23 protein-coding genes, 1 pseudogene and 1 other annotated feature are annotated in these 24,573 nt (G+C 41.9%); of the genes and pseudogenes, 22 read left to right on the top strand and 2 right to left on the bottom strand.

Going from position 1 to position 24,573, the window contains the following annotated elements; translation table 11 throughout:
• Positions 1–19: 19 nt before the first annotated feature.
• Positions 20–249, top strand: a binding site (T-box leader).
• A 59-nt stretch (positions 250–308) separates the two neighbouring features.
• The 10 genes and pseudogenes from trpE (at position 309) to FFM57_RS03095 (ending at position 10,324) form a co-directional block, all read left to right on the top strand.
• Positions 309–1,673 (top strand): anthranilate synthase component I, encoded by a 1,365-nt coding sequence (gene trpE / locus FFM57_RS03145; protein ID WP_137599062.1) that lies wholly within the window; start codon positions 309–311, stop codon positions 1,671–1,673.
• Complete coding sequence (locus tag FFM57_RS03140; protein ID WP_137599061.1) at positions 1,670–2,233, top strand: anthranilate synthase component II; 564 nt, start codon at positions 1,670–1,672, stop codon at positions 2,231–2,233. The genes trpE and FFM57_RS03140 overlap by 4 nt, the downstream gene beginning before the upstream one ends.
• On the top strand, positions 2,230–3,249 hold the full coding sequence (trpD, locus tag FFM57_RS03135) for an anthranilate phosphoribosyltransferase (RefSeq protein ID WP_137599060.1): 1,020 nt from the start codon (positions 2,230–2,232) through the stop codon (positions 3,247–3,249). Before FFM57_RS03140 ends, trpD begins: the two co-directional genes overlap by 4 nt.
• The gene (gene trpC / locus FFM57_RS03130) at positions 3,249–4,013 is read left to right on the top strand and encodes an indole-3-glycerol phosphate synthase TrpC (protein ID WP_137599059.1); all 765 of its coding nucleotides are present in this window, start codon (positions 3,249–3,251) and stop codon (positions 4,011–4,013) included. The genes trpD and trpC overlap by 1 nt, the downstream gene beginning before the upstream one ends.
• Positions 4,010–4,606, top strand: a complete 597-nt coding sequence (locus tag FFM57_RS03125; RefSeq protein ID WP_137599058.1) for a phosphoribosylanthranilate isomerase — start codon at positions 4,010–4,012, stop codon at positions 4,604–4,606. Before trpC ends, FFM57_RS03125 begins: the two co-directional genes overlap by 4 nt.
• A complete protein-coding gene (gene trpB, locus FFM57_RS03120; protein ID WP_137599057.1) occupies positions 4,607–5,800 on the top strand; it encodes a tryptophan synthase subunit beta in 1,194 nt (397 codons plus the stop codon).
• Positions 5,797–6,579, top strand: coding sequence for a tryptophan synthase subunit alpha (gene trpA, locus FFM57_RS03115; protein ID WP_137599056.1), 783 nt, complete (start codon positions 5,797–5,799; stop codon positions 6,577–6,579). The genes trpB and trpA overlap by 4 nt, the downstream gene beginning before the upstream one ends.
• Before the next feature lie 299 nt (positions 6,580–6,878).
• A pseudogene (locus tag FFM57_RS03105) lies at positions 6,879–7,522 on the top strand (ABC transporter ATP-binding protein).
• Entirely contained in the window at positions 7,506–8,642 is a 1,137-nt protein-coding gene (locus FFM57_RS03100; protein ID WP_137599054.1) for a hypothetical protein, read from the top strand. The pseudogene FFM57_RS03105 and the gene FFM57_RS03100 overlap by 17 nt, the downstream one beginning before the upstream one ends.
• Positions 8,643–8,716: 74 nt before the next feature.
• Positions 8,717–10,324, top strand: coding sequence for a hypothetical protein (locus FFM57_RS03095; protein ID WP_137599053.1), 1,608 nt, complete (start codon positions 8,717–8,719; stop codon positions 10,322–10,324).
• Here FFM57_RS03095 and FFM57_RS03090 read toward each other — a convergent pair.
• Positions 10,321–10,818 carry an AAA family ATPase gene (locus FFM57_RS03090; protein WP_137599052.1) on the bottom strand — a complete coding sequence of 166 codons (498 nt, stop codon included), beginning with the start codon at positions 10,816–10,818 and terminating at the stop codon, positions 10,321–10,323. The genes FFM57_RS03095 and FFM57_RS03090 overlap by 4 nt on opposite strands.
• A 365-nt stretch (positions 10,819–11,183) precedes the next feature.
• Between FFM57_RS03090 and FFM57_RS03085 the strand changes: the two genes are divergently transcribed.
• From FFM57_RS03085 to FFM57_RS03030, 12 genes are all read left to right on the top strand, one after another.
• Positions 11,184–12,398, top strand: coding sequence for an LCP family glycopolymer transferase (locus tag FFM57_RS03085; RefSeq protein ID WP_137599051.1), 1,215 nt, complete (start codon positions 11,184–11,186; stop codon positions 12,396–12,398).
• Between the two features lie 118 nt (positions 12,399–12,516).
• A complete protein-coding gene (gene ylqF, locus FFM57_RS03080; RefSeq protein ID WP_281275722.1) occupies positions 12,517–13,359 on the top strand; it encodes a ribosome biogenesis GTPase YlqF in 843 nt (280 codons plus the stop codon).
• Positions 13,356–14,117 carry a ribonuclease HII gene (gene rnhB, locus FFM57_RS03075; protein WP_137599049.1) on the top strand — a complete coding sequence of 254 codons (762 nt, stop codon included), beginning with the start codon at positions 13,356–13,358 and terminating at the stop codon, positions 14,115–14,117. The genes ylqF and rnhB overlap by 4 nt, the downstream gene beginning before the upstream one ends.
• Before the next feature lie 47 nt (positions 14,118–14,164).
• The gene (gene dprA / locus FFM57_RS03070; protein WP_137599048.1) at positions 14,165–15,022 is read left to right on the top strand and encodes a DNA-processing protein DprA; all 858 of its coding nucleotides are present in this window, start codon (positions 14,165–14,167) and stop codon (positions 15,020–15,022) included.
• 90 nt (positions 15,023–15,112) lie between these two features.
• Positions 15,113–17,179: a type I DNA topoisomerase gene (topA, locus tag FFM57_RS03065; RefSeq protein ID WP_137599047.1), complete on the top strand. Its 2,067-nt coding sequence runs from the start codon at positions 15,113–15,115 to the stop codon at positions 17,177–17,179.
• A 13-nt stretch (positions 17,180–17,192) separates the two neighbouring features.
• Positions 17,193–18,494 (top strand): methylenetetrahydrofolate--tRNA-(uracil(54)-C(5))-methyltransferase (FADH(2)-oxidizing) TrmFO, encoded by a 1,302-nt coding sequence (gene trmFO, locus FFM57_RS03060; RefSeq protein ID WP_137599046.1) that lies wholly within the window; start codon positions 17,193–17,195, stop codon positions 18,492–18,494.
• Positions 18,495–18,696: 202 nt separating this feature from the next.
• Positions 18,697–19,587 (top strand): tyrosine recombinase XerC, encoded by an 891-nt coding sequence (gene xerC, locus FFM57_RS03055; protein WP_137599045.1) that lies wholly within the window; start codon positions 18,697–18,699, stop codon positions 19,585–19,587.
• A 20-nt stretch (positions 19,588–19,607) separates the two neighbouring features.
• A complete protein-coding gene (gene hslV / locus FFM57_RS03050; protein WP_137599044.1) occupies positions 19,608–20,156 on the top strand; it encodes an ATP-dependent protease subunit HslV in 549 nt (182 codons plus the stop codon).
• A 14-nt stretch (positions 20,157–20,170) separates the two neighbouring features.
• The gene (hslU, locus tag FFM57_RS03045; RefSeq protein ID WP_137599043.1) at positions 20,171–21,571 is read left to right on the top strand and encodes an ATP-dependent protease ATPase subunit HslU; all 1,401 of its coding nucleotides are present in this window, start codon (positions 20,171–20,173) and stop codon (positions 21,569–21,571) included.
• 22 nt (positions 21,572–21,593) lie between these two features.
• Positions 21,594–22,385 carry a GTP-sensing pleiotropic transcriptional regulator CodY gene (codY, locus tag FFM57_RS03040; RefSeq protein ID WP_137599042.1) on the top strand — a complete coding sequence of 264 codons (792 nt, stop codon included), beginning with the start codon at positions 21,594–21,596 and terminating at the stop codon, positions 22,383–22,385.
• A 13-nt stretch (positions 22,386–22,398) separates the two neighbouring features.
• On the top strand, positions 22,399–23,274 hold the full coding sequence (locus FFM57_RS03035) for an aldose 1-epimerase family protein (RefSeq protein ID WP_137599041.1): 876 nt from the start codon (positions 22,399–22,401) through the stop codon (positions 23,272–23,274).
• Between the two features lie 71 nt (positions 23,275–23,345).
• Entirely contained in the window at positions 23,346–23,588 is a 243-nt protein-coding gene (locus FFM57_RS03030; protein WP_212741484.1) for a hypothetical protein, read from the top strand.
• Between the two features lie 213 nt (positions 23,589–23,801).
• Here FFM57_RS03030 and plsY read toward each other — a convergent pair whose 3' ends face one another.
• The gene (gene plsY, locus FFM57_RS03025) at positions 23,802–24,437 is read right to left on the bottom strand and encodes a glycerol-3-phosphate 1-O-acyltransferase PlsY (protein WP_137599040.1); all 636 of its coding nucleotides are present in this window, start codon (positions 24,435–24,437) and stop codon (positions 23,802–23,804) included.
• Between the last annotated feature and the right edge of the window lie 136 nt (positions 24,438–24,573).

The raw sequence follows: 24,573 nt of genomic DNA, 5'->3' as shown, positions 1-24,573 counted from the left end.
TGTTTACCTAAAAAAATAATTTAAATCAGGCCTAAGAGGAGTAGCTGTTGGTCATGACTTACAGAAAGTCGCTAAAAGATGAGAAGGCGGCAGTCGGAAAACAGTGAATGGACTAAGGCGAGTATCTTTGAAGCTAGTAGGAGATAACGGGTCCTCCCGTTAACGAGGAGATTGTTGTTAGACAATTGTTAGAGTTTTTTGCGTTAGCAAAAAAATAAGGTGGTACCGTGCAAAATTTGCGCCCTTAGCAGAAGAAGAGTTTATTTCTTTTGCTGAGGGCTTTTTTTATTTTAAAAGGGGGAAAAGAAATGCGCATCGTACGTGAATTAAATGGAGATTGCTTAACGCCGGTGGTGGCGTACTTACGTTTAAAAGGAGGACAAAAAAGTTTACTGGAAAGTATCCCTCGAGAACAAGAAGAAGGGCGGTACTCCATCATTGCTTTTGATGCTGTCCACTATCTCAGCTTCAAAGATGGTTATTTTATCATGGATGAGAGACGTTATGCCGTAGCTGACCCTTTGAAAGAGCTAGAGAAATATGTATTGACGACGGAAAACTTATTGACGGATTTGCCGTTTCAAGGAGGCGCTATTGGGTATGCCAGTTATGATCTTGCTAGCGTCTATGAAAATTTAGGGACATTACCGGTCGATGAGTTAGATATTCCCGAGATGGCTTTTTATTTGTACGAGAGCTTTGTGGTCTACGATCATCAAAAAGAAAAATTATTATTAGTGGCAGATAATTGTTACAGTCACGTCGCCACCGCAGTTTTAAAAGAACGCATTGCCAAAATGACGCGGGAGTTACAGACGCCCAGTCCTTTAGAAAGTAAACCAGTGGCCAACATTCAATTGACGTTTAGTAGCAATACGCAACAGCACGAGTTTGAAACGTTGGTGGAAAAAGCCAAAGAAAAAATTATCGCCGGCGATTTATTTCAAGTTGTCCCTAGTCAACGCTTAAAGGCCGCTTTTCCTTATGATCCTTTTGATTATTATCGTAAGTTGCGCCTCAGCAATCCTTCGCCGTACTTGTATTACTTAGATTTACCGGCTGTTAAAATTATCGGTAGCTCACCAGAAAGTCTCGTCCGCGTAAAAGGGAAGCGCGTCACTACTAATCCCATTGCTGGCACAAAAAAACGTGGCGCCACCAAAGAAGAAGACGAAGCTTTGGCCAAATCCTTATTAGCTGATGAAAAAGAGCGGGCCGAGCATCAAATGTTAATTGATTTAGGACGTAATGATTTAGGCAAAGTTTCAGCCGTTGGCAGCGTGGAAGTGCCCCTTTACATGACTATTGAGCGCTTCCGTTATGTGATGCATATCGTCTCTTTAGTCACGGGGACTTTGAAAAAAGAAGCTAGTGCCATGGATGCTTTAAAAGCAACGCTACCCGCCGGCACCGTCAGTGGTGCCCCAAAGATCCGTGCCATGCAACGCATTTATCAATGGGAAAAAGTACGACGCAATGTCTATGCAGGTGCGGTGGGCTACTTATCACAAAATGGCAACGCCGATTTTGCCATTGCCATTCGTACGATGATGTTAAAAGATGCCACCGCATACGTTCAAGCTGGTGCCGGGATTGTTTACGATTCTGATCCTACTAGTGAATATTTTGAAACGTTGCAAAAAGCTAAAGCACTTTTGGAGGTGGAAGGATGATTTTACTGATTGATAATTACGATTCATTTACGTATAACTTAGTCCAACAATTTAAAGATGTTCCGTTGAAAGTTTTACGCAATGATGACCCACAGCTTTTAAACGTGGCCCAAGAAGCTGCGGCGATTGTGCTTTCGCCAGGGCCTGGAAAACCGCAAGATGCCGGCCAACTGGAAGAAGTTATTGCTAAATTTTATCAAACGAAACCTATTTTAGGGATTTGTTTAGGCCATCAAGCGATTGCGGAAGTTTTTGGTGGCACGGTTACTGGCGCCAGCGAAATCATGCACGGCAAACAATCTAGCATTACCTTTGAGGAAAAAGATTTATTTGCCAAAGTCAAAAGCCCCATGACCGTGATGCGTTATCACTCTTTAAAAGTTTTAGATTTGCCGCCGGTCTTAGAAGTCACAGCGCAAACCGCTGACGGGACCGTGATGGCTTTAAAGCACCGCGATTATCCCCTTTATGGTTTACAGTTTCACCCAGAATCCATTGGCACACCCCAAGGACAATTATTAATTGATGCATTTATGGCAAAGGTAGGAGAAAAAAGATGACAGCACAAACAGCACTAGAAAAAATTTATCAAAATGAAAACTTGAATACCCAAGAGATGACGGCTTTAGCTACGGCTTTATTTTCCGGTGAGTTAACGGATGCGCAAATCGCTGCTTTAATGATTGGCTTAAAAATTAAAGGAGCTAGCGTGGATGAGCTCACTGCTTTAGCTTCCGTGATGCAACAAAAGGCGATTCCTATGTTTAAGGCCCCAGCTGGGGTGATGGATAATTGTGGTACAGGCGGTGATCACTCCAATAGTTTTAATATTTCTACCACTAGCGCTTTTGTTTTAGCCGGTGCGGGGATTCCCATGGCCAAACACGGTAATCGTAGCATCTCATCAAAAGCAGGAAGTGCGGATGTTTTGGAAGCTTTAGGCGTGACGTTAAACGTGAGTCCAGCGGGGATTGATTATTTATTGGCGCAAGCACACATTGCCTTTTTATTTGCGCCAGCATTACATCCGGCCATGAAATACGTTATGAAAATTCGCCGCGAATTAGCGACACCGACAATTTTTAATTTGATTGGGCCCTTAATTAATCCTTACCCTTTAGATAATCAATTGTTGGGAACTAGTGCGGGAGCTTCTTTGAAAGAGACGGCAGCGGCTTTGGGCCAATTAGGTCGGAAGCGGGCCATAGTCATTCACGGGGCTTACGGCATGGATGAAGCCAATTTAAGTGGGGCTACCCATTGTGCTTTATACGAAAATCAACAGGTGCAAACGTTTGATTTGGATCCGCAAGAGTATGGATTTACCCCTTGTAACTTAAAGGAAATTCAAGGGGGGGACGCTGAAAGGAATAAAGAAATTTTATTATCCGTCTTAAACAATGAACCGTCTCCTTATTTAGAAACCGTTGTTTTAAACGCCGGACTGGGCCTTTATGCCGGGGGTGTTGTTCCTGATTTTGCGGCAGGTTTTACAAAAGCGCGGGAAATTATCGCCAACGGTTTAGCACAAGAGGCTTTAACGAAGCTCTTACGTTATCAAAAGGAGGTGGCGTGATGGATTTTTTAACTAAAATTTTAGCCGCTAAAGAAAAAGAAATAGCGGCGCTACCCTTAGAGCAAGTTGTGCCTCGGCCTAAACGCCCAAGTTTCTATCAACTGGTGAAAGAAAATCCGCAGCACATGCACGTCATTGGCGAATTAAAGCGCGCTTCACCTTCTAAAGGGGATATCAATGTTACGGTGGATTTTTTGCAACAGGCTCGTGCTTATCAGCAAGCCGGGGTGAGCGCCATTTCGGTTTTAACCGATAGCGTCTTTTTTAAAGGTAGTATTGCAGACTTACAGGCTGTCGCCCAAGCAGTGAACGTTCCTATCTTATGTAAAGATTTTATTTTAGATCAAAAACAATTAGTACGGGCGAAAAATGCCGGAGCTTCCATCGTTTTATTGATTGTGGCAGCTTTAACGGATGAACAACTAGCCGAACTTTACACTAGCGCTACCGACCTTGGCTTAGAAGTCTTAGTAGAGACTCATAATGCTGAAGAACTAGTGCGGGCTCAAAAAATTCAGCCGCAAATTATTGGCGTGAATAATCGCAATTTAAAAACTTTTGTCGTTTCAAGAGCAACGAGTCGCGCTTTAGCTCAAACAGATAGCAAGGTGCTTTATGTTAGCGAGTCAGGCTTCCAGACGCCCCAAGATGTGGCAGAAGTCAGTCAAAGTTATCAAGCCGTCTTAGTGGGGGAAGCCTTAATGCGCGCGCCAGAAAAAGACGTACCTGCTTTAGTAAAGAGTTTACAGGTAGGACGACCATGACCAAAGTAAAAATTTGCGGGCTCACCACACTGGCGGCAGTCAATACCGCCGTTAGAAGTGGCGCGGACTTCTTAGGCTTTGTCTTTGCACCTTCTAAAAGGCAAATCACTCCCGAAAAAGTTGTTGCTATCACCCAAGATGTGCCACCACGGGTAAAAAAAGTAGGGGTCTTCGTTAGTCCGACGTTGTGCCAACTCCAAAAGACAGTGACCGCTGCCCAATTAGATCTTATCCAAATTCATGGGGAGATTCCCCCAGGTGTTTTACCTTGTCCTTTGATTTATGCTAGTCCTGCGCCAATTATAGAAGCAGCACGGGGGACCTATATTTTAGTGGACGCACCTAGTGAACAACAAAAATATGCTGGGGGCAATGGCATAACTTTTGATTGGCAAAAGACCTTTCCGCAGCCTACCGCTTTACCGCAAGAAAAATTATTTGTTGCCGGTGGCTTAACGCCAGCCAATGTGCGCCAAGCAATCGCTTATTTCCAGCCCTTTGCCGTCGATGTTTCCAGTGGCGTGGAGACAGACGGAGTGAAAGACTTACAAAAAATTCGCGCCTTTTTAAAAGCGTGCCAGGAGGAAAACTAAATGTATCAACAACCTAATCAAGCCGGCTTTTACGGCGATTTTGGCGGACAATTCGTACCAGAAACCTTAATGTATGCCGTCAAAGAATTAAATGAAACATATGAAGCTTCTAAAACAGATGCCGCTTTTCAAAAAGAATTGCGCTACTATCTTCAACAATATGTCGGCCGCGAAAATCCCTTATACTTTGCCCAACGTTTAACGGAAAAACTAGGGGGCGCCAAAATTTATTTGAAACGGGAAGACTTGAATCATACCGGCGCTCACAAAATCAATAATTCCATTGGTCAAGTTTTACTGGCCCGCAAGATGGGGAAAAATAAAGTAGTCGCAGAAACCGGTGCCGGTCAGCACGGGGTAGCTACCGCCACTGCCGCCGCACTTTTTGGCATGGAATGTACTATCTTTATGGGGGAAGTAGATGTCAAACGACAAGCTCTAAATGTTTTTCGGATGGAACTATTAGGGGCTAAAGTAGAAAGTGTGACTACCGGTTCTAAAACTTTGAAAGACGCCGTCAATGAAGCGTTGCGTTACTGGGTGGCCAACGTGGAAGATACCCATTACGTGATGGGCTCTGTCTTAGGACCACATCCTTTCCCAGAAATTGTTCGCGATTATCAAAGTGTGATTGGTATGGAAGCGCGGCAACAAATTTTAGACCAAGAAGGACGCTTACCTGATTTATGTGTAGCCTGTGTCGGAGGCGGTAGTAATTCCATGGGTTTATTTTATCCTTTTATTAACGATGAAAGCGTACAACTGCTAGGGGTGGAAGCTGCTGGCCACGGTTTAGACACACCAGAACACGCCGCCACCATCACCAAAGGTAGCGTTGGCATCTTACACGGTTCTAAAATGCACTTGTTACAAGATGACGACGGCCAAGTATTGGAAGCTTTCTCTATTTCTGCGGGTCTTGATTATCCTGGTGTTGGTCCCGAGCATTCCTATTTGTACACCACGGGTCGAGCTAGCTATGGGGCCGTGACGGATGAAGAAGCAGTAGCGGCTTTTCATTTTCTTTCCCGCACCGAAGGAATTATTCCTGCTTTGGAAAGTTCCCACGCCATTGCCCAAGTAATGAAAATTGCCCCCACCATGAAGCAAGACGAAATTATTATTGTTTGTCTTTCGGGCCGCGGTGACAAAGATGTACAACAAATCAAAGAACGGATGGAGGCCCACCAATGAAAACTTTAACGCACATTTTACAAACTAAAAAAGCACAAGGAGAAAAACTTTTTGTCCCCTACATGATGGCTGGGGCCAATGGTTTAGAAAATTTAGGGGCCGAGATTACCGCCTTAGCGGCTGCTGGGGCGAGTGCTATTGAAATTGGCGTACCTTTTTCTGATCCGGTAGCAGATGGTCCGGTAATTCAATTGGCAGGTCTTGCCGCCCTTGCCAACGGGGTAAGTTTAAAAAAAATTGTTGCCGCCTTACAAACGATTGACGCTTCTGTGCCGCTAATTTTAATGGGTTATGCTAATTCCTTTTTCCATTATGGCTTAGAACAGCTGGCTGAAGACTTAAAGGACACTAGTGTAAAAGGTGCAATTATTCCAGATTTACCTTACGAGCACCGGAACTTTGTTTTGCCTACCTTTGAGCAGTACGATTTAGCCTTGATTCAATTAGTCTCTTTGACCAGTCCGCATGCGCGGATTGCGACGTTGGTGCAAGAGGCAGAAGGATTCGTCTATGCAGTCACCATTAATGGCACCACGGGCACTGGCAAAACATATCAAAATAATTTAGATGACCACTTGAAAGAAATTATCGCCTTAGCGCCGGTTCCTGTTCTCGCGGGTTTTGGTGTCTCGACTCCCCAACACGTGGCGCGCTTTAATCAATGTTGTGACGGTGTCGTGGTGGGCTCTAAAATTGTCGCCACCTTACAAAAAGAGGGACTAGCAGCCACCGCCAATTTAGTGCGCCAGTTAACTGGCCGGCTAGAGTCAAAAGATTAGCGTCCATAATAATATTATGGTAACTAGTTTTAAATAATTTTCCGAAATATTTAGCAACTTAACCCTGCCGATTGCTGCGGATTAAGTTGCTTTTTTGGTACATCTCTTCACATTTTTTCATTTTCGCAAGGGGTCGCCATAAAATTAAAAGATTATTCAGTAAATTAGCTGACGAAACCTATGATTATCAGCAAAATTAGTTTATACTATGAGAAAAAAATTAGAGGAGTGGCGGGAATGTTAACAGTTGAAAACTTATCTTTTAACTATCATAAGAAACAAATTTTAGACGATGTCTCATTACGATTGAGAAAGGAGAAATTGTCGGGTTAGTAGCACCTAATGGCACGGGGAAAAGTACGTTATTGCGCAACATCACCGGACTTTTACCCCTAAGAAGGGAAGCGTGACTCTTTTAGGCGCAGACGCTTACAAGAACCGCAAAAAATTTCTCGAAAATTTATTTTTCTTGGAAGATTCCCAACGGCTCTATGAAAATTTAAGTGCCAAAGAACACTTTCAATACGTGAAGGACATGTGGCACTCTCCTATGGCAGTGGACAAAGTCATTAAGCTATTAAAAATGGAAAACTATGAAAAGAAAAAAGTCGGCAAAATGTCTTTAGGAATGAAGCAACACGTTTTACTTGGGATGTACTTGATTTCCGAAGCAAAGCTCTTACTCTTTGATGAACCTTTGAACGGCTTGGATCCCACGAGTATCAAGCTTTTCACGAAAATTTTTTCTAAATTGCGGGAACAAGGGCGCAGTATCATTATGTCTTCCCACCAACTGGGGAATGTTACGGAAATGTCGGATCGGGTCATGTTTTTAAAAGACGGTAAAATTGTCATTTACTCCACCGCAGAGATTGACTTGAATGAAAAATATCGGGCTCTCTTTACCGCCGGAGAGGATGATTTTTTTGAAACAGAACTTTAAATTTGAAGTGCGCACTTTTCTAAAATCAAAGACCTATCTTTTATTCTTCAGTATTTTTTTATTAATGTTTATCTGGCCCAGTATTCAAACAAGCTTGCGCAAGCCAGAAAAGGATAAAGCAGGAGCGGCGCAGGTTTATTTAGATTTGAATGGCATCGCCGGTAAACAACTCCAGAGTTGGGAATTGGCAAAGCCGGCAACGTCACCGGTTAATCCCAGTGTTGAAGATCTAAAGCATGAACAAGAGCTTGTGCAACCCATCAGTTCGATTTACTATTTTCATCCCGAAGAAAAAGTAGCCTTTACCAAAGCTACTTTAGCTTTTGATCAATTCTTTTTACAAGAATTAGTCAACGGGCGCCGCGTGGTGGGCTACGAACAACTACAATTTAAAAAAGCGATTGCTGAAAAGGAATATCTTTTAGCGGAAAATATTGAGTCGGTTTACGAAAAAAATAGCACCATCCCGGCCTTTAACCAAGCGGTCATTACCTTAGAAGATTACACGCCAGTGCTGTGGGTCCTGATGGTCTTAGGGTTAAATGTGGGCTACTACTTGATTGATGACAAGCGCAAAGGGGCCATAGACATGGTGAACCTTTTTCCCACCAGTAAAGGTCTGGTGATGTTCAATAAGCAAATTGTCTTTTTACTCGTGACGGTCGTGAGTCTGGCGCTAAGTTTCGGCTTAAGTTTTTTATTTTCTACGGTGACTTCTGGTGTTGGTTCTAGCCAATATCCTTTGACTTATACGCTAGACGGACAGAGTGCCGCAGTGATGACGATTGGGAGCTTTCTTTTAAAATACGGACTACTTATTTTAGGAATTTTGATTTTTTTAATTGGTGTCAGCTGTGTCGTCCAATTGTTTACCACAAATATTTTGGTGAGTTTAATCATTTTAGTTTGTATGGTGATGCTAGGGGCTACTAGTAACGCTAGCACGACGGTCATGACGTTTATCCCCACCAGTTATTTCAATTTTTTAGATATTATTTTACCGCAAACCGGTCGCGTGGTGGATATTTCCGTGACACGCGGTATCTATGTCTTAGGACTTTGGGGCGTCCTATTGTGTGCAGCTAGCATCTTCATTGCTCACAAACGACAACGCATTTAAATTTCATTCAATACTTCTTAGGAAAAATTTTGGCTAAGAAGTGTGCCACAAATTTTTACGAGGGAGGAGCACGAATGAAGAGTTTCCAGTTTGAGTTGAAACAAGTTTTTAAATCCAAAATTCTCTGGTTGATGGTCGTGCTTTTGACCGGGATACTATTGAAACTATCATGGACAGGTATTGCACCAAATCGACCGATTAACGCAACTGGCACGACGGAATACCAATATACCTCTATTCCGGCGTTTATGTATCACATGTATATAGAAGCTCAAAACTGTTTCTCAAGTTTAAAATCCACACCAGCTAATATCGCTAAAACTGAAGAAGAAATCACCCAATTAAATCCAAAAATCGAAGTAGAAAATAAATTACTAGTATCTAATCAAAAATTTCTTTTAAATTTGCAAGATAGTTATGCTTATCTTCTAAAAAAGAAGCCAATCATCCAACAATTGCAAACAGCTTATACAAATAATGATTCAGTGGCGATTAGTAAGGCGTATGCTGATGTTCTTCAATTACAGTTAGCCAGTGGAACAGGAACAGAAAGGCCAATCGGCAACAGCTTAGATCAGAAAAAAAATATTGGCAGCTACTACCGATATTTGGCAGAGAATAAAATTCCTGAAATTTTTATTAACAATTTGTATCCGCCAGCGGTGAATCAACTATTACGCATGATTGACAATCAATTGACTTTATTGTTGTTGTTACCATTCGCCGGATTATTTATCAGTTACCAACTCATTCTTGGCAAAAAGAAAAAAACAGATGATTTACAAAATTTGCTTCCAACCAATAAGCCAGTTTTGGTTTTACAAAAATATACAGGCTTATTCTCAGGGAGTTTAACAATCTGTATACTTCCTATGCTTATCATTTTTCTAGCCTATTGGTGGCGCAATGGACTGGGACGATGGGATTATCCTTTAAAATCTTTTCCTTTGCATACGCTTGGCCTTTATCATGCACAAGGTTTAGTTCTAAATTATGTTTTATGGCTGTGCTTGTTTTTAATTTTGTTTATCAGTTTAGGGGAAATTGTTGTACGGTTAACTAAAAGTCTATTGTTTTCTTTATTTTTTACGCTCTTCGTTTTATTTTTTAGTCAATCTCAGCTAATTTTTGAGCATCCTAGTATCGCCAAATTTCTGCCTAGCACCTATCTTTTTGTGGAAAACTTCTACACCAATCAGTCCAACGTTCCCCTGTTAGGGGAAAAGGTGGAAACATTTACTAAACTCCACGGTACAGCTGATTTTAAACTTGATCTTTTTGGCACGTTAACTAATCATGAGCTATCTTTTTTTAGTAGCGTGGGCGGGTTAGCGTTGATCTTAAGTTACTGTGTTGGACTCTTTCTGATAAAGTTATGTTCTGATATGGAAAAAAAGACGAATCTAACTTTTTATAGGTTAGATTCGTCTATCATACTATCCTTTAGGCCCATCAATAGAGTAAATAACTTTATAAATTTTTGTAATAGTTCCATCTTCATTATTTATCGCATCTATAAGTCGATCCTTGACTATCTCAAGAGTGGAAACATACTCTATCGTTCTCATGGCTATACCATAGGGTTTACTACAAATTTGATTAACTGTGCAATCCACATAAAAACAAACCAGCTACAACTTTTCGTGTGTTCCACGACAAAATTGGAGCTGGATTATTTTTAATTTAAGTCCGCTAGAATCTGCGCCACAATAGCTTGTGGTGTTTGTTGGGGTAGAAGGAGGGTTTCGGCTAAAAAATCTAAGGTATCTTCAGCTTGATACCAACGGGTTAACTCTTCAAGGCCAAATTCTGATTTTTGACTGCGCGTTTGGTGGCGTTGAAAGGTTTCAGCTAAAGTCAATTGAAAGTAATAGGCGTGATAACGCCCGGCAAAGTGTTGGGCAATTTGTGCTAGAATTTTTTCGTAAACTTCTTTTTTAAAGATCCCTTCCACAATAATGGTGGAAAAGCGGCCATCGCCAAAGCATAATAAATCCCACAGCAACGCACTGGTGGGATTGTCTACGTAATCTTTAACTTCCAACATTTCGCGACGTAACGTGTCTTGCGACAAAAGTAGCGTGCTTTCAGCCGGAAGCTTAGCTCGTAACAATTGGGCAATCGTCGTTTTCCCACTACCGGAGTTGCCACGTAAAAGTATTAGTTGTGTTTCCATCTTTATCGACTCCAATCTGTCAACCTCACGCTACACGGGGAAACGCCAATTGTCAATCAAGGAAAAGGACCTTTTATGAAAAAAATATTTTCAACAGTAAAAAAAGTTTCAAAAGAAATTCTAAAGTTTTTTCACAATTCTGTTACAAACGTGTAAAAAATACGCTCTCTTCCTTAAATTTGTTGCTTTTTCCAGTGAACTAGAGTAAAAATAATTGAAGACTGTCGCCATGTGACTATGAAAAAGACGGATAATCTTTTTAAAAAAGTTTTAAGGTAGGCGCCAGTGATTGCTTATTTATAAAAGTCCGCTAAACTTTTCAATAAGTTAACTGACAAATATTTTGACAATTAGGTGGGAAATGCATGAAAACATTCCAAAAATTTATTATCGGTATTTTAGCCGTGATTGCTATTGCCGTGGGAGTAGTGTGTGTCTACGCATTAAAAGTTGCTGATGACGCCAAAGACACTGTCGATAACATCTCCACAAATCTCAATCGCGAGACACGTAAGGTGAGTACTGCCGCTAGCGATCCTATTTCTTTTGTTCTTTTAGGAATTGATGAAGGAACGATGGTGGGGCAAGGACGGGAAGATGATCCTGAAGAAAATCGAATGTCCTCTAGCTATCAAGGGCGTAGTGATTCCATGATGTATGTCACTATTAACCCCCAGAAGAAACAAACGACAATGGTTAGTCTGGACCGCGACTTAGATATTAAAATTGTTGGTAAAACCCATGATGATGGCTCTGCGTATTACTCGAAATTGAATGCAGCTTATGCTTTTGGCGCCGCTGCTGGAGGTAAAGATGCCGGGGCTACCATGGCGATTGAAACGATTGAAGAATTGCTAGACGTTCCCGCAGATCATTATATTTCCATTAATATGCAAGGCTTAGAGGATTTAATTGATGCGGTTGGTGGTATTGACGTAGATAATAAGTATCATTTTGAACTAGATGGGGTAGAACTTTATCCTGGGAAGCAACATCTTGATGGCAAACAGGGACTAGCATATGCTCGTTACCGTGATTACGACTCCGAAACTGGGATGGGTGATCCTGAGGGGGATGTAGGCCGGCAAAGACGTCAACGTGAAGTTATTCAATTAATTGTTAATAAAGTTTTAAGCTTAGGCACGATTAGTAATTACGAAAAGATTTTTAAAGCGATTGAAAAAAATGTTACAACAGATTTGACTTGGGATGATATGCTGAATATTGCTGAAGGATATTCTTCTGTAATGGATAATTACAAAACGTATCAATTACAAGGTCAATATTACTGGCGTAACGAAACCTATTATCAAATTCCAGGGATTAATGCGTTGTTAGATATTCAAAACGCATTGAAAGAGCAACTGGAGTTGCCCACCACTACTACTTTGCCTAACTTAAGCCGCTTGGATGATGGCTCCATGTTTTTTGATGATATGCACATTATTATGGATGCAGGCCAAAGAGAGGACATTGATCCTTATCTTTACTGGGATGGTCCAATCCTTAAACCACAAAAGAGAATTTGGACAGAGAAGCTTGAAGCAAATACTTCCTATCCTGACGACTTTGCTTACTAATACGAATTAAGACAAACGCGACTCTTCTCAATATTTTGGGGAGAGTTTTTTAGTTCTCCAACGTCTTTAACGAAAATGTGCTACAATACTAAGGAAATCTGAAAAGGAAGTGATTTTTTTGATCCAATGGTTCCCAGGCCACATGAATAAGGCCAAACGCGAAGTCAGCGAAAAATTGAAATTTATTGATATTGTTTTTGAACTAGTCGATGCGCGGTTACCCTTTTCTTCCCGCAATCCTTTACTTAAACAAATTATTCAAAATAAACCCCAAGTGATGATTTTAAATAAGGCGGATTTAGCCGATAGCAAAGAGACGCAAAAGTGGTTGAATTATTATCAAGCTCAAGGCATTACGGCTGTAGCTCTAAACGCCAAAACCGATAGCGCTAAGAAAAAAATCTTAGCCGCTGCCGAAGACGCCTTAAAGGCTAAGCGTGAACGTGACGCCAAACGCGGGATTAAACCACGGGCCATTCGTGCCATGGTGATTGGTATTCCTAATGTCGGGAAATCCACTTTATTAAATCGTTTAGTGGGAAAAAAAATTGCCCAAACTGGCAATAAACCAGGAGTCACGAAAGGCCAACAATGGTTAAAAGTTGGCAATCAACTAGAACTTCTGGACACTCCAGGAATTTTGTGGCCGAAATTTGAAGATGCGGAAGTCGCAAAAAAATTAGCAGTCACCGGGGCGATTAAAGATCAATTGCTACACTTAGATGACTTAGCGCTTTATACTTTAGAATTTTTGACGGCTTTTTACCCGCAAGCGCTAGTGGAACGTTACGGTTTTACGGCAACAGAGTTACAGTTACCTAGCGTAGAACAATTACTATTCATTACCGCTAAAAGAGGTTTTAAAGACGATTATTTACGAGGCGCTGAGCTATTGTTAAATGAATTGCGTAACGGAAAATTAGGTGCCTTGACTTTTGATCACGTGGAGGATCTAGTATGAGTTTAACGATTACCCAGGTCAAACAACTTTTACAAGCGCCTACTGTCTCGCCAGAAACCTTAGCACAACTAGCACAAGACGAACGCAAAGGTGTGCAACAAGCCCTGAAAAGTTTTACGAAGCAACAAGAAAAATTGGCGGCAAAAAAAGCAGCTTTTCTTGCTCGGCTTTCCTTTGAGCGGGATTTACGGCAACATGGGTATCAAGCTATCGCCGGTATTGATGAAGTGGGGCGTGGCCCTTTAGCGGGTCCCGTGGTGGCAGCGGCGGTGATTTTACCAGTGGATTGTGACTTGTTAGAAGTCAACGACTCTAAACAGCTTTCCTTAAAGAAAAGAGAAGAGCTCTTTACCAAAATTCAAGCAGAAGCCCTGGCGATTGGCATCGGCATTCAAGATCAAGACGTTATTGATCGCGTTAATATTTACCAAGCTACGAAACTGGCCATGATGGAAGCGGTGGAAAAATTAGCAATTCCGGCTGATTATTTATTGTTAGATGCCATGAAGTTAGATTTACCCCTGCCGCAAACGAGTTTGATTAAAGGGGACGCGCGCTCGGTTTCCATTGCCGCTGCCTCGATTATCGCTAAAGTTACCCGGGATCATTTAATGGCCGACTACGACAAGCTTTATCCCGGCTATGGTTTTGCCCACAACGCTGGTTACGGGACGGCTGAACATTTAGCCGGACTCGCTGCTGAAGGAATTACCCCGATTCACCGGAAAACTTTTGCGCCAGTGAAAGAATATTTATAAAAAATTTTGTCCTCCTTTGCGTACTTTTTGCTAAAGGAGGTTTTTTTATGAGTCGTAAAACATTACTTTATCAATTGTATCTCACACCAGGTGTCGGCAACATCACTATGGCCGCTTTGTTACAGCAACTCACTGACGCCGAAGCCGCAGATATTACGCCTTATGAGTTAGCACAACTCTTACCAGTTAAGCGCCAGGAAAAATTTATCACCGCCTATAGCGCACTTTTGCAGACGCCAGAAAAAATTAAATATTTGCAAGAATTACCCCATGTGACGTTTCTTGATGAAGCGTACTCGCCCTATTTAATAGAAAGTTATCGTTTTCCTTGCCTATTGTTTTACCAAGGGAACTTGTCTTTGTTGCAAGAAAAAGCGTTGAGTGTGGTGGGTACGCGTAGTCCTGTTGCCAACAGTCGTGCCATTTTGCGACGTTTAATTGGCCCTTTAGTTAAAGAGTGGGTGATTGTCTCGGGTCTAGCTCGCGGTATTGATGCTTTGGCGCACGAAACAGCCTTAACTGGCGGTGGAGCCACTATCGCTTGTTTAGGAACCGGCTTAGATATTTTTTATCCGGCTGAAAACGCGCAGCTGCAAAAACAAATTGGTGAGAAAGGTTTACTTTTAAGTGAGTATTTACCCCAACTGGGTCCTAAGCGCCATCATTTTCCGTTGCGCAATCGGATTATCGCCGGTCTTAGCTGTGGGACTTTGGTGGTGGCGGCTAAAGAACGAAGCGGTTCGTTAATTACGGCGCAATTAGCGTTGGAAAATAATCGCGAAGTTTTTGCTTTACCAGGAAATATTATGGAAGGAAATTTTGCTGGTTGCCACTGGTTAATTCAACAAGGCGCCAAATGTGTTCAAAATAGCCAAGATATTGAAGGAGAACTCAAGTTTTTTTAAGAAAAAGCCATCCTTTCTTGACAAAACAATTCTATCTAGCATATGATTATACCCGATTTGTTAGTTAGTCAACGGGAAAGGAGAATCGCCGTGGCATTTAAATATTTAGTAATTGTAGAATCCCCTGCCAAAGCAAAAACCATTGAAAAATATCTCGGCAGAAATTATAAAGTGGTGGCCTCAGTCGGACACGTCCGGGACTTACCAAAAAGCAAGATGGGGGTGGATTTTGACAATAACTTTGAACCCCATTACATTTCCATTCGCGGCAAAGGCGATGTCATTAAAAATTTAAAAGCACAGGCTAAAAAGGCCGAAAAAGTTTATCTAGCAAGTGACCCGGATAGAGAAGGGGAAGCCATTGCTTGGCATTTAGCTTACTTACTAGGTTTAGATTTACAAGATAAAAATCGGGTGGTTTTTAACGAAATCACTAAAGATGCGGTAAAAGCCGCCTTTAAAAATCCCCGCTCTATTAATTTAGATCTAGTGGATGCGCAACAGGCACGCCGGGTCTTAGACCGCATTGTGGGCTATTCCATTAGTCCGATTCTGTGGAAGAAAGTAAAAAAAGGCTTGAGCGCTGGTCGCGTCCAATCGATTGCTTTAAAATTGATTATTGATCGGGAACAAGAAATTCGCGATTTTATTCCTGAAGAGTATTGGTCGATTGATGGGAATTTCAAAAAAGGAACGAAGAAATTTAAAGCCGCTTTTTATGGCATTAATGGCAAAAAAGAAAAGCTGAATAACGCTGAAGACGTGAAAAAAGTTATGAGCTTATTAAAGAGTGCGGATTACGATGTGACAAAAGTCGAGAAAAAAGAGCGGAAAAAAAATGCGCCACTCCCTTTTACCACTTCCTCCTTGCAACAAGAAGCAGCGAACCGCATTAACTTTAGAACACGGAAAACCATGATGGTAGCCCAACAACTTTATGAAGGAATTCATATTGGGAAAGAGGGCACGGTAGGGTTAATTACTTATATGCGGACCGATTCCACGCGGATTGCCGATACGGCTAAAGCCGAAGCGGGCAATTTCATTCACGATACTTACGGCGAAGAATTTTCTTCTCATCGCCGGCAAGCTGTGAAAAATCAAAAAGGCGCCCAAGACGCCCACGAAGCGATTCGTCCTTCTAGTGTCTTCCACACGCCAGAAAAACTCAGTAAAGTTTTAGATAAAGATCAGTTAAAACTTTACACTTTAATTTGGAATCGTTTTGTTGCTAGCCAAATGACGCCAGCGGTGATGGATACGGTGAAAGCAACGTTAGCTCAAAACACCGTAACTTTTATCGCTAACGGTTCCGTCATTAAATTCCCTGGTTACTTAAAAGTTTATCCCGAAACTACCAAAGACCAAGATAAAAATTTACCAGAATTAGTAGTCGGTGAAGTGGTGAAAGCCGTTGACGTGGAACAAAACCAACACTTCACCCAACCACCCGCGCGTTTTTCTGAAGCGACGTTAATTAAAACCTTAGAAGAAAACGGGGTGGGCCGACCTTCTACCTATGCGCCAACTTTAGATACCATTCAACGGCGCTATTACGTGAAACTCGCCAATAAACGTTTTGAACCTAGTGAACTAGGGGAAATCGTCAATAAACTCATTGTGGAGTTCTTCCCACAAATCATTGACATTAAGTTTACCGCGGATATGGAAAATGACTTGGACCGGGTGGAGGAAGGATTAGAGGAATGGAAGAAAGTTATCGACCGCTTCTATCAACCTTTTGAAAAAGAATTAACCGATGCCGAAGAAAAAATTGAAAAAATTCAAATTAAAGATGAGCCCGCGGGCTTTGACTGTGAGCTATGTGGCTCGCCAATGGTCATTAAACTGGGACGCTTCGGGAAATTTTACGCTTGTTCGAATTTTCCTGACTGTCGCAACACGAAAGCCATCGTCAAAGAAATCGGCGTCACTTGTCCCCATTGTCACGAAGGGCAAGTGATTGAACGGAAATCCAAGAAAAATCGGATTTTCTACGGTTGCTCCCGCTATCCCGACTGTGATTATACCTCTTGGGATAAACCAACCGGCCGCAATTGTCCCGTTTGCCAAGGCGAACTGGTGGAGAAAAAAGTTAAAGGCGGCAAACAAGTGGTCTGTGTCAATGGCGACTACGAAGAAAAAGTGCAAAAATAAACGAGGTAAATAAATGACTAAAGTTAATGTAATTGGCGCAGGGCTTGCCGGTAGCGAAGCCGCTTGGCAAATTGTGCGCCAAGGAATTCCCGTAGATTTATATGAAATGCGCAGCGTGCAAATGACACCAGCTCACAGCACGACGAATTTTGCCGAGTTGGTCTGTTCCAACTCTTTACGTGCCAATGGCTTAGCCAACGCAGTAGGGGTTTTAAAAGAAGAAATGCGCCAATTAGATTCTTTAATAATTGCGTCAGCCGATGCCACGGCCGTTCCTGCCGGGGGCGCTTTAGCGGTGGACCGGGATACTTTTTCAGCAACCATCACGGAAAAATTACGCAATCATCCCCTAGTAACCGTCCACGAAGAAGAAGTGACGTCTTTACCGGAAGGTATCACCGTTATCGCCAGTGGTCCGTTAACTTCTGAAAAATTAGCGGCAGAGATTCAAGCTTTTAACGATTCTAAAGGTTTTTATTTTTACGATGCGGCCGCACCGATTATCGAAAAAAGTTCTATTGATATGGATAAAGTGTATTTAAAGTCCCGCTATGATAAAGGCGAAGCCGCTTATCTGAACTGTCCCATGACGAAAGAGGAGTTTGAAGTTTTCTATGAAGCTTTAATTCAGGCGGAAACAGCACCATTAAACTCCTTTGAAAAAGAAAAATATTTTGAAGGCTGTATGCCCATTGAAGTTATGGCTAAACGCGGCATTAAAACCATGCTGTTTGGTCCTTTAAAACCAGTGGGCTTAGAAGATCCTAAGACGGACAAACGTCCTTATGCAGTCTTGCAGTTACGTCAAGATAACGCGGCTGCCAGTCTTTACAACATGGTGGGCTTTCAAACGCATTTAAAATGGGGGGAACAAAAACGGGTTTTCCGTTTAATTCCCGGTCTAGAAAACGCGGAGTTCGTGCGTTTCGGCGTAATGCACCGCAACTCCTTTATGGATGCCCCTAATTTATTAACGCCAACCTACCAAACAAAAAAACGGCCAGATTTATTTTTTGCCGGCCAAATGACTGGGGTGGAAGGTTACGTGGAAAGTGCCGCTTCTGGTTTAGTGGCCGGCTTAAACGCAGCACGCTTAGCCCAAGGAACAGAGCCCGTTGTCTTTCCGGCAACCACCGTCATTGGTTCCATGGCATATTACATTACCCACGCCGATAGCAAACACTTCCAACCCATGAATGCCAACTTTGGTATTTTAACGGAATTACCAGAGCGGATTCGCGATAAAAAAATCCGTTATCAAACTTTAGCTGAGCGCGCCTTAAATGATTTAGCGGCGATAAAAGCAACCTTTTAAGCACGACAAATAGTAAAGTTATGAAGAAATTGTTTGATTACCAAACGAGTCTTCATAGCTTTTTTTCTGGGCTAATTTTGGTGATTTCGTGAAGATTTTAAAAGAATCCCTAAAAAATGAGAATTGTTAACTAAATTCTGACAATTCCATTGTCACGTCAGGCTATAATGTGCTAAAGTTATCTTGTTGAGGAGGTGGCTAGATGGATTGGCCGGTACTTTTTAAAGAGTATTTGTTGACGCAACGAGGTTATTCCTTGCGCACCGTCACAGCATATCAAGAGGATTTAAAAGACTATTTAAACTTTTTAGCGGCAAATGGTGGAGGGAGCTACTTAAACGTAGAACCCATTGATGTTAGAAGCTATCTCGGAGCGCTTTATGATCACCACTACGCCCGCAATACGGTTAGCCGTAAAATTTCTTCGCTACGTTCTTTCTACCAATTTTTATTAAAAAATGAAGTCTTGACGGAAAATCCTTTTTCCTATATTCATTTGCGCAAAGGATCCAAGCGTTTGCCGCAATTTTTTTATGAAGAAGAGCTGCAAATTTTGTTCGATTCCTTAACAGGTACCCAGCCGTTAGATTATCGCAATCAAGCTTTACTGGAAGTTTTTTATGCCACTGGCTTACGGGTCAGTGAAGCATGCCAGATGCAACTGCTGGATATCGATTTACAAATGGGCGTCGTCTTATTACACGGAAAGGGCAATAAGGAGCGCTACGTGCCTTTAGGAAGTTTTGCTCAAGATGCCTTACAAGTCTATTTTCAAAAAGCCCGCACCCCATTAATGGAAAAATATCACCAAGAACACGCCTTTGTTTTTGTGAATCGGCTAGGAGAACCCATTACCCCGCGGGGCATTCGTTATGTTTTTACGCAAATGGTAAAAAAAAGTTCATTAACCAGTTCTATTCACCCCCATATGTTGCGTCATACTTTTGCGACGCATTTACTGAATAACGGGGCGGATATGCGGACGGTTCAAGAACTTTTAGGCCACGTAAATTTATCTTCTACGCAAATTTATACCCACGTAACTACGGATCGCTTGCAACAAAATTATGATCAATTTTTTCCTCGTTCTTAACATTTAAGGAGGTTTAACAGATGTCAAAAAGTTTATTTCACTCCACCACGATTTGTGGCGTAAAAAAAGATGGCAAACTAGCCATGGCTGGTGACGGCCAAGTGACGATGGGGGAACAAGTCGTCATGAAAGGAACGGCCCGCAAAGTACGGCGGATTTACAATGATGAAGTCATTGTGGGTTTTGCCGGCGGTGTTGCCGATGCCTTTACTTTAGAAGAAAAATTTGAAGCCAAGCTCAATGAATATAATGGCAACTTAACGCGGGCCGCAGTGGAATTAGCCAAAGAATGGCGCACTCAACAAGCAATGCAGAAACTAGAAGCCATGCTGATTGTCATGAATAAAGAAGAAATGCTCTTAGTTTCCGGGACGGGTGAAGTAATCACCCCAGACGATGGCGTCTTAGCCATTGGCTCTGGTGGTAACTATGCTTTAGCGGCTGCGCGGGGCATGATGAAATACGGCAGTCCTGACTTAACGGCTAAAGAAATTGCCGAAGGGGCGTTAAACATCGCCGCAGATATTTGTATTTTTACTAACCACAACATTATCGTTGAAGAATTTTAGAAGAGGGAGTTACTATGTCTGAAATAAACAAAACACCACGGGAAATCGTTGCGGATTTAGATCACTACATCGTCGGGCAGGGGGCTGCCAAACGGGCAGTAGCCATCGCTCTTAGAAATCGCTATCGTCGTTTGCAATTAGACGAAGAAATGCAAAAAGAAGTGACGCCGAAAAATATTTTAATGATTGGACCTACTGGGGTAGGGAAAACAGAAATTGCTCGCCGTTTAGCCACCATTGTGAAAGCACCTTTTGTTAAGGTGGAAGCGACGAAATTTACAGAAGTAGGCTATGTAGGGCGTGATGTAGAATCCATGGTGCGGGATCTGGTGGAAAATGCCATTCAAATCGTCAAAGAACAAAAATACTCTGAGGTCTACGCTAAAGCTTACCGCAATGCCAACGACCGCCTAGTAAAAGTGTTGGTGCCCGGAATTAAAAAAGAAAAACGGCAAGGCAGCAATCCCTACGAAAACATGATGAACATGTTTAATCAAATGCAAGCCCCCCAAGAAGAAAAAGAAGAAGTCAACGACACAATTAAAACCAATCGTCAAACCGTTGCGGACCAACTAGCTAAAGGTTTGTTGGAAAATCGTGAAGTTACCGTGGAAGTCCAAGAAGTTAAACCCAAGATGCCCATGATGAATAACGGTTTAGAACAAATGGGGATTGATTTAGGCGATACTTTATCGGCTTTAAATCCGCCAAAAAAAATCAAACGCACCGTCAGCGTTAAAGAAGCACGGGAAGTTTTAATTCAAGAAGAACAAGAAAAATTAGTAAACCTCGGGGACATTCACTCGCAAGCCATTAAGTTAGCTGCCAATAACGGCATCATCTTTATTGATGAAATTGATAAAATTACCTCTAAGTCCCAGCAACAATCCGCCGGCGTCTCGCGGGAAGGAGTACAACGGGATATTTTACCAATTGTTGAAGGTTCCACCGTGCAAACGAAATATGGATCCATCGATACTGATCACGTCTTGTTTATTGCTTCTGGTGCTTTCCACGTTTCAAAACCTGCGGACTTGATTCCTGAATTACAAGGACGTTTTCCGATTCGTGTTGAGCTTAACGATTTAACCAAAGAAGATTTCGTTCGGATCTTAACGGAACCAAAAAATTCTTTGATTCGCCAATATACAGCCTTACTGGCCACGGAAAATGTCAAAGTGAAATTCACGCAAGAAGCCATCGCTAAAATGGCTGAGATTGCTTTTGCCGTCAATACCGAAACTGATAACATCGGGGCGCGGCGTCTCCATACAATTTTAGAAAAATTGTTGGAAGAGTTACTGTTTGAAGCTTCTGGGTTGGATATGGGAGAGATTTTAATTACCGAAGCTTATGTAGTAGAAAAAATTGGCTCAATTGCGGAAGATCGCGATTTAAGCCGTTATATTTTATAAAAAAGAATTGGAGGAGAAGTCAGTGACTTTATTAGAGAAAATGCGTCAAATGAATAACTTGTTACAAAAAAACAACGCTTTTGATGTAGAACAAAATGGGGCTTTACCTTATGACCGAATGGCGATGGTCTCGGGGGATTTACTAGATTCCAATTGCTACATCATTGATGAACAAGGAATCCTCATTGGTTTAAACGAAAAGCACGATGTCAACAATCAACGTATCAAAAATATGTTTGAGGAAAAACAATTTCCTAAAGAATACACCGCAGCCATGGACCGTTTAACCGAAACGAGTGAAAATGTGCCCATCACTAGCGATTTGACTGCTTTTCCCGTTGAAGCACGGGCTAATTATCCATTTGGGGTCACGACGATTGTCCCGATTTATGGGGCGGGCAAACGGTTGGGAACGGTAATTTTTTCTCGGATGCAAGAACGGTTCCAAGATGAAGATTTAGTCTTAGCAGAATATACGGCTTCCGTAATTGGGATGCAAGTTTTGTATCAACAATCGCGTACAATGGAAGCTGAAATTCGTTCCACGACGCAAGTCCAAATGGCACTTTCCACCCTTTCTTACAGCGAAATGAAAGCTGTTAAAGCGATTTTTGCCGCGTTAGGGGATAAAGAAGGACGCTTGACGGCTTCTTCCATTGCCGATGAAATCGGGATTACCCGTTCGGTTATTGTCAATGCGTTGCGGAAATTAGAATCAGCTGGCGTCATTGAATCTCGTTCTTTAGGGATGAAGGGCACCTACTTAAAAGTTTTAAATGAACGTTTCTTTAACGAGTTAGCCCAACAATCTTAAGGAGTGTGCCCTAATGATAACTTTAGAGAATGCGTTTATTAAAGCGCAGTTCCAAGAAAAAGGCGCGGAACTGATTAGTCTTTATAGCTTGAGCCATCAATTGGAATATCTCTGGTCAGGGGATTCCCAATACTGGGGGCGCCACGCACCAGTGTTATTCCCTGTGGTGGGTCGTTTAAAAGACGATACCTACACCTATCAAGGAAAAGAATACTCTTTGGGACAGCATGGCTTTGCCCGCGACAAAGAATTTACTGTCGTGGAAAAAAGTGCCCACCATGTTGTGTTCCAGTTAACTAGTTCACCGGAAACTTTGGCTGTTTATCCTTTTGCGTTTGTTTTGCGGATTCGTTATCAATTGTTGGCAGCCCAATTAACCGTTACTTATGAGGTCGTAAATCCCAGCAAAAAACAAGCGTTAGTCTTTGGTTTAGGCGCACATCCAGCGTTTCGGGTACCTTTAAAAGCTGGGGAAACCTTTCGGGACTATCAACTGACGGCCAAACCGCAAGAAACGTACCAACAATTAGCTTTAGTTGCTCCTTATCTGGACTTAGAGCAAGCAAGAACTTTTGACTTTACACAACCTGTTTCCTTAGCTAGCGAACTTTTTGCCGAAGACACGCTGATTTTGGCTACACCAGAAAAAACAGCATTTACTTTAGTGAATCCAAAGACCCATTTAGGGGTGGAGGTCGCCTTTGAAGGTTTTCCTTTCACTGGCTTTTGGACCGCCAATCCAGAAAAAATGCCTTTTGTCTGCATCGAACCATGGTGTGGTATCGCCGACACCTTAGATGCCAGTGGCGATTTTTCCGAAAAATTTGGCAATAATATTTTGGAGCCGGAAAAAGATTTTCAGCGCTCCTTTACTATTGGCATCTTGTAAGAAGACAACACTTAAGGGAGCTTGGCTTCCCTTAAGTTATTTCTAACGTTTAGAAGTAAAGGAGCCTGACTATGAAACAAGATGAAGCCAAGCCCCACTATTACCTAGGTCGTACTCCTTGCTGCGGTATTTTTTGTGGTAATTGTCCTATCTATACGCGAACTAACAATAAATGCCTAGGCGCAGCAGGGCACTGTGAAATAAGAAGATGTGGCATCTATCAATGTTGTATCGAGAAAAAAGGTATCACTTTTGCTATGAATGTCCGACTTTTCCCTGTAGCAAATTTAAAAGATTCGCAGCAGGTTGGTTAAAACTAGGACAAAATTTATATGAAAATCAAGAATTATTAAAAGCCTTAGGGGAAAAGCGTTTCGCGGATAAGTTCAATTCGTCTACGAAAAAATGAACTTCCTTTTATTAAAAAAAAGAACGTCCACGAAAAAACGGCTAAGTTTTCCATGGAGGTTCCATATATTTAGACTTGTGATTTCTCTTTTGGCGAGAAATCACTTTTTACTTTGTGTTTATTTATCTTTTTTCTGCGGATGTAAACCAAAGGAGACGCGGCTTTCGGTGCCCTTTTTTATCCGTTGAATATTTTCACGATGTCGGAAAATAATAAAAACACTGACGGCAAAAGCAATCGCCGTTAACAGCCAATCTTGCTGTGGTAAAATCGCAGGTAAAACTAAAGGTAAAATGATGGTGGAGATAGTAATTAAAATTGCCCCCACCATGGAAGCGACGCTCACCATTGAACTTAGATACAAAATGATTAAAAAGATGGCGGCTGAATACAAGAAGAAGAGCGGATGATACCCTAAGAGCATGCCCGCTGAAGTAGCCACAGCTTTGCCCCCTTTAAAGTTAGCAAAAATGGGGAAAGTATGTCCTAAAATTGCGGCAATCCCAAACCACAAAGGATTGATGTCTACCCCAAAGATTAACGGTAAGACCGTGGCACATGTCCCTTTTAAAACGTCCATCACAAACACTGTAAAGCCTGCTTTTTTACCTAAAACCCGGAACGTATTGGTGGTTCCCGTGTTCCCAGAGCCGTAGTCGCGAATGTCCTTTTGGAAAAAGACTTTGCCAATCCAAACGCCGGAAGGAATGGAGCCTAGTAAATAGGCCACCACAAACAATAAAATAATTTTCATAAATACCTCAACCTCGATTTTTAACGATGAAATGAATCCGAATTTAAGTGTACCATATGGGGAAATTTTAACAAGTTTTTTTAGGGGACGTTTGACAGATGGGCGTAAAATCGGTATTGTACATAAGGAAATGTAA

This window comes from Enterococcus nangangensis, from assembly GCF_005405245.1.
GTDB lineage: Bacteria > Bacillota > Bacilli > Lactobacillales > Enterococcaceae > Enterococcus_J > Enterococcus_J nangangensis.
The sequence above is the reverse complement of the archived record's forward strand: the minus strand, read 5'-3'. Positions and strand labels throughout refer to the sequence as shown.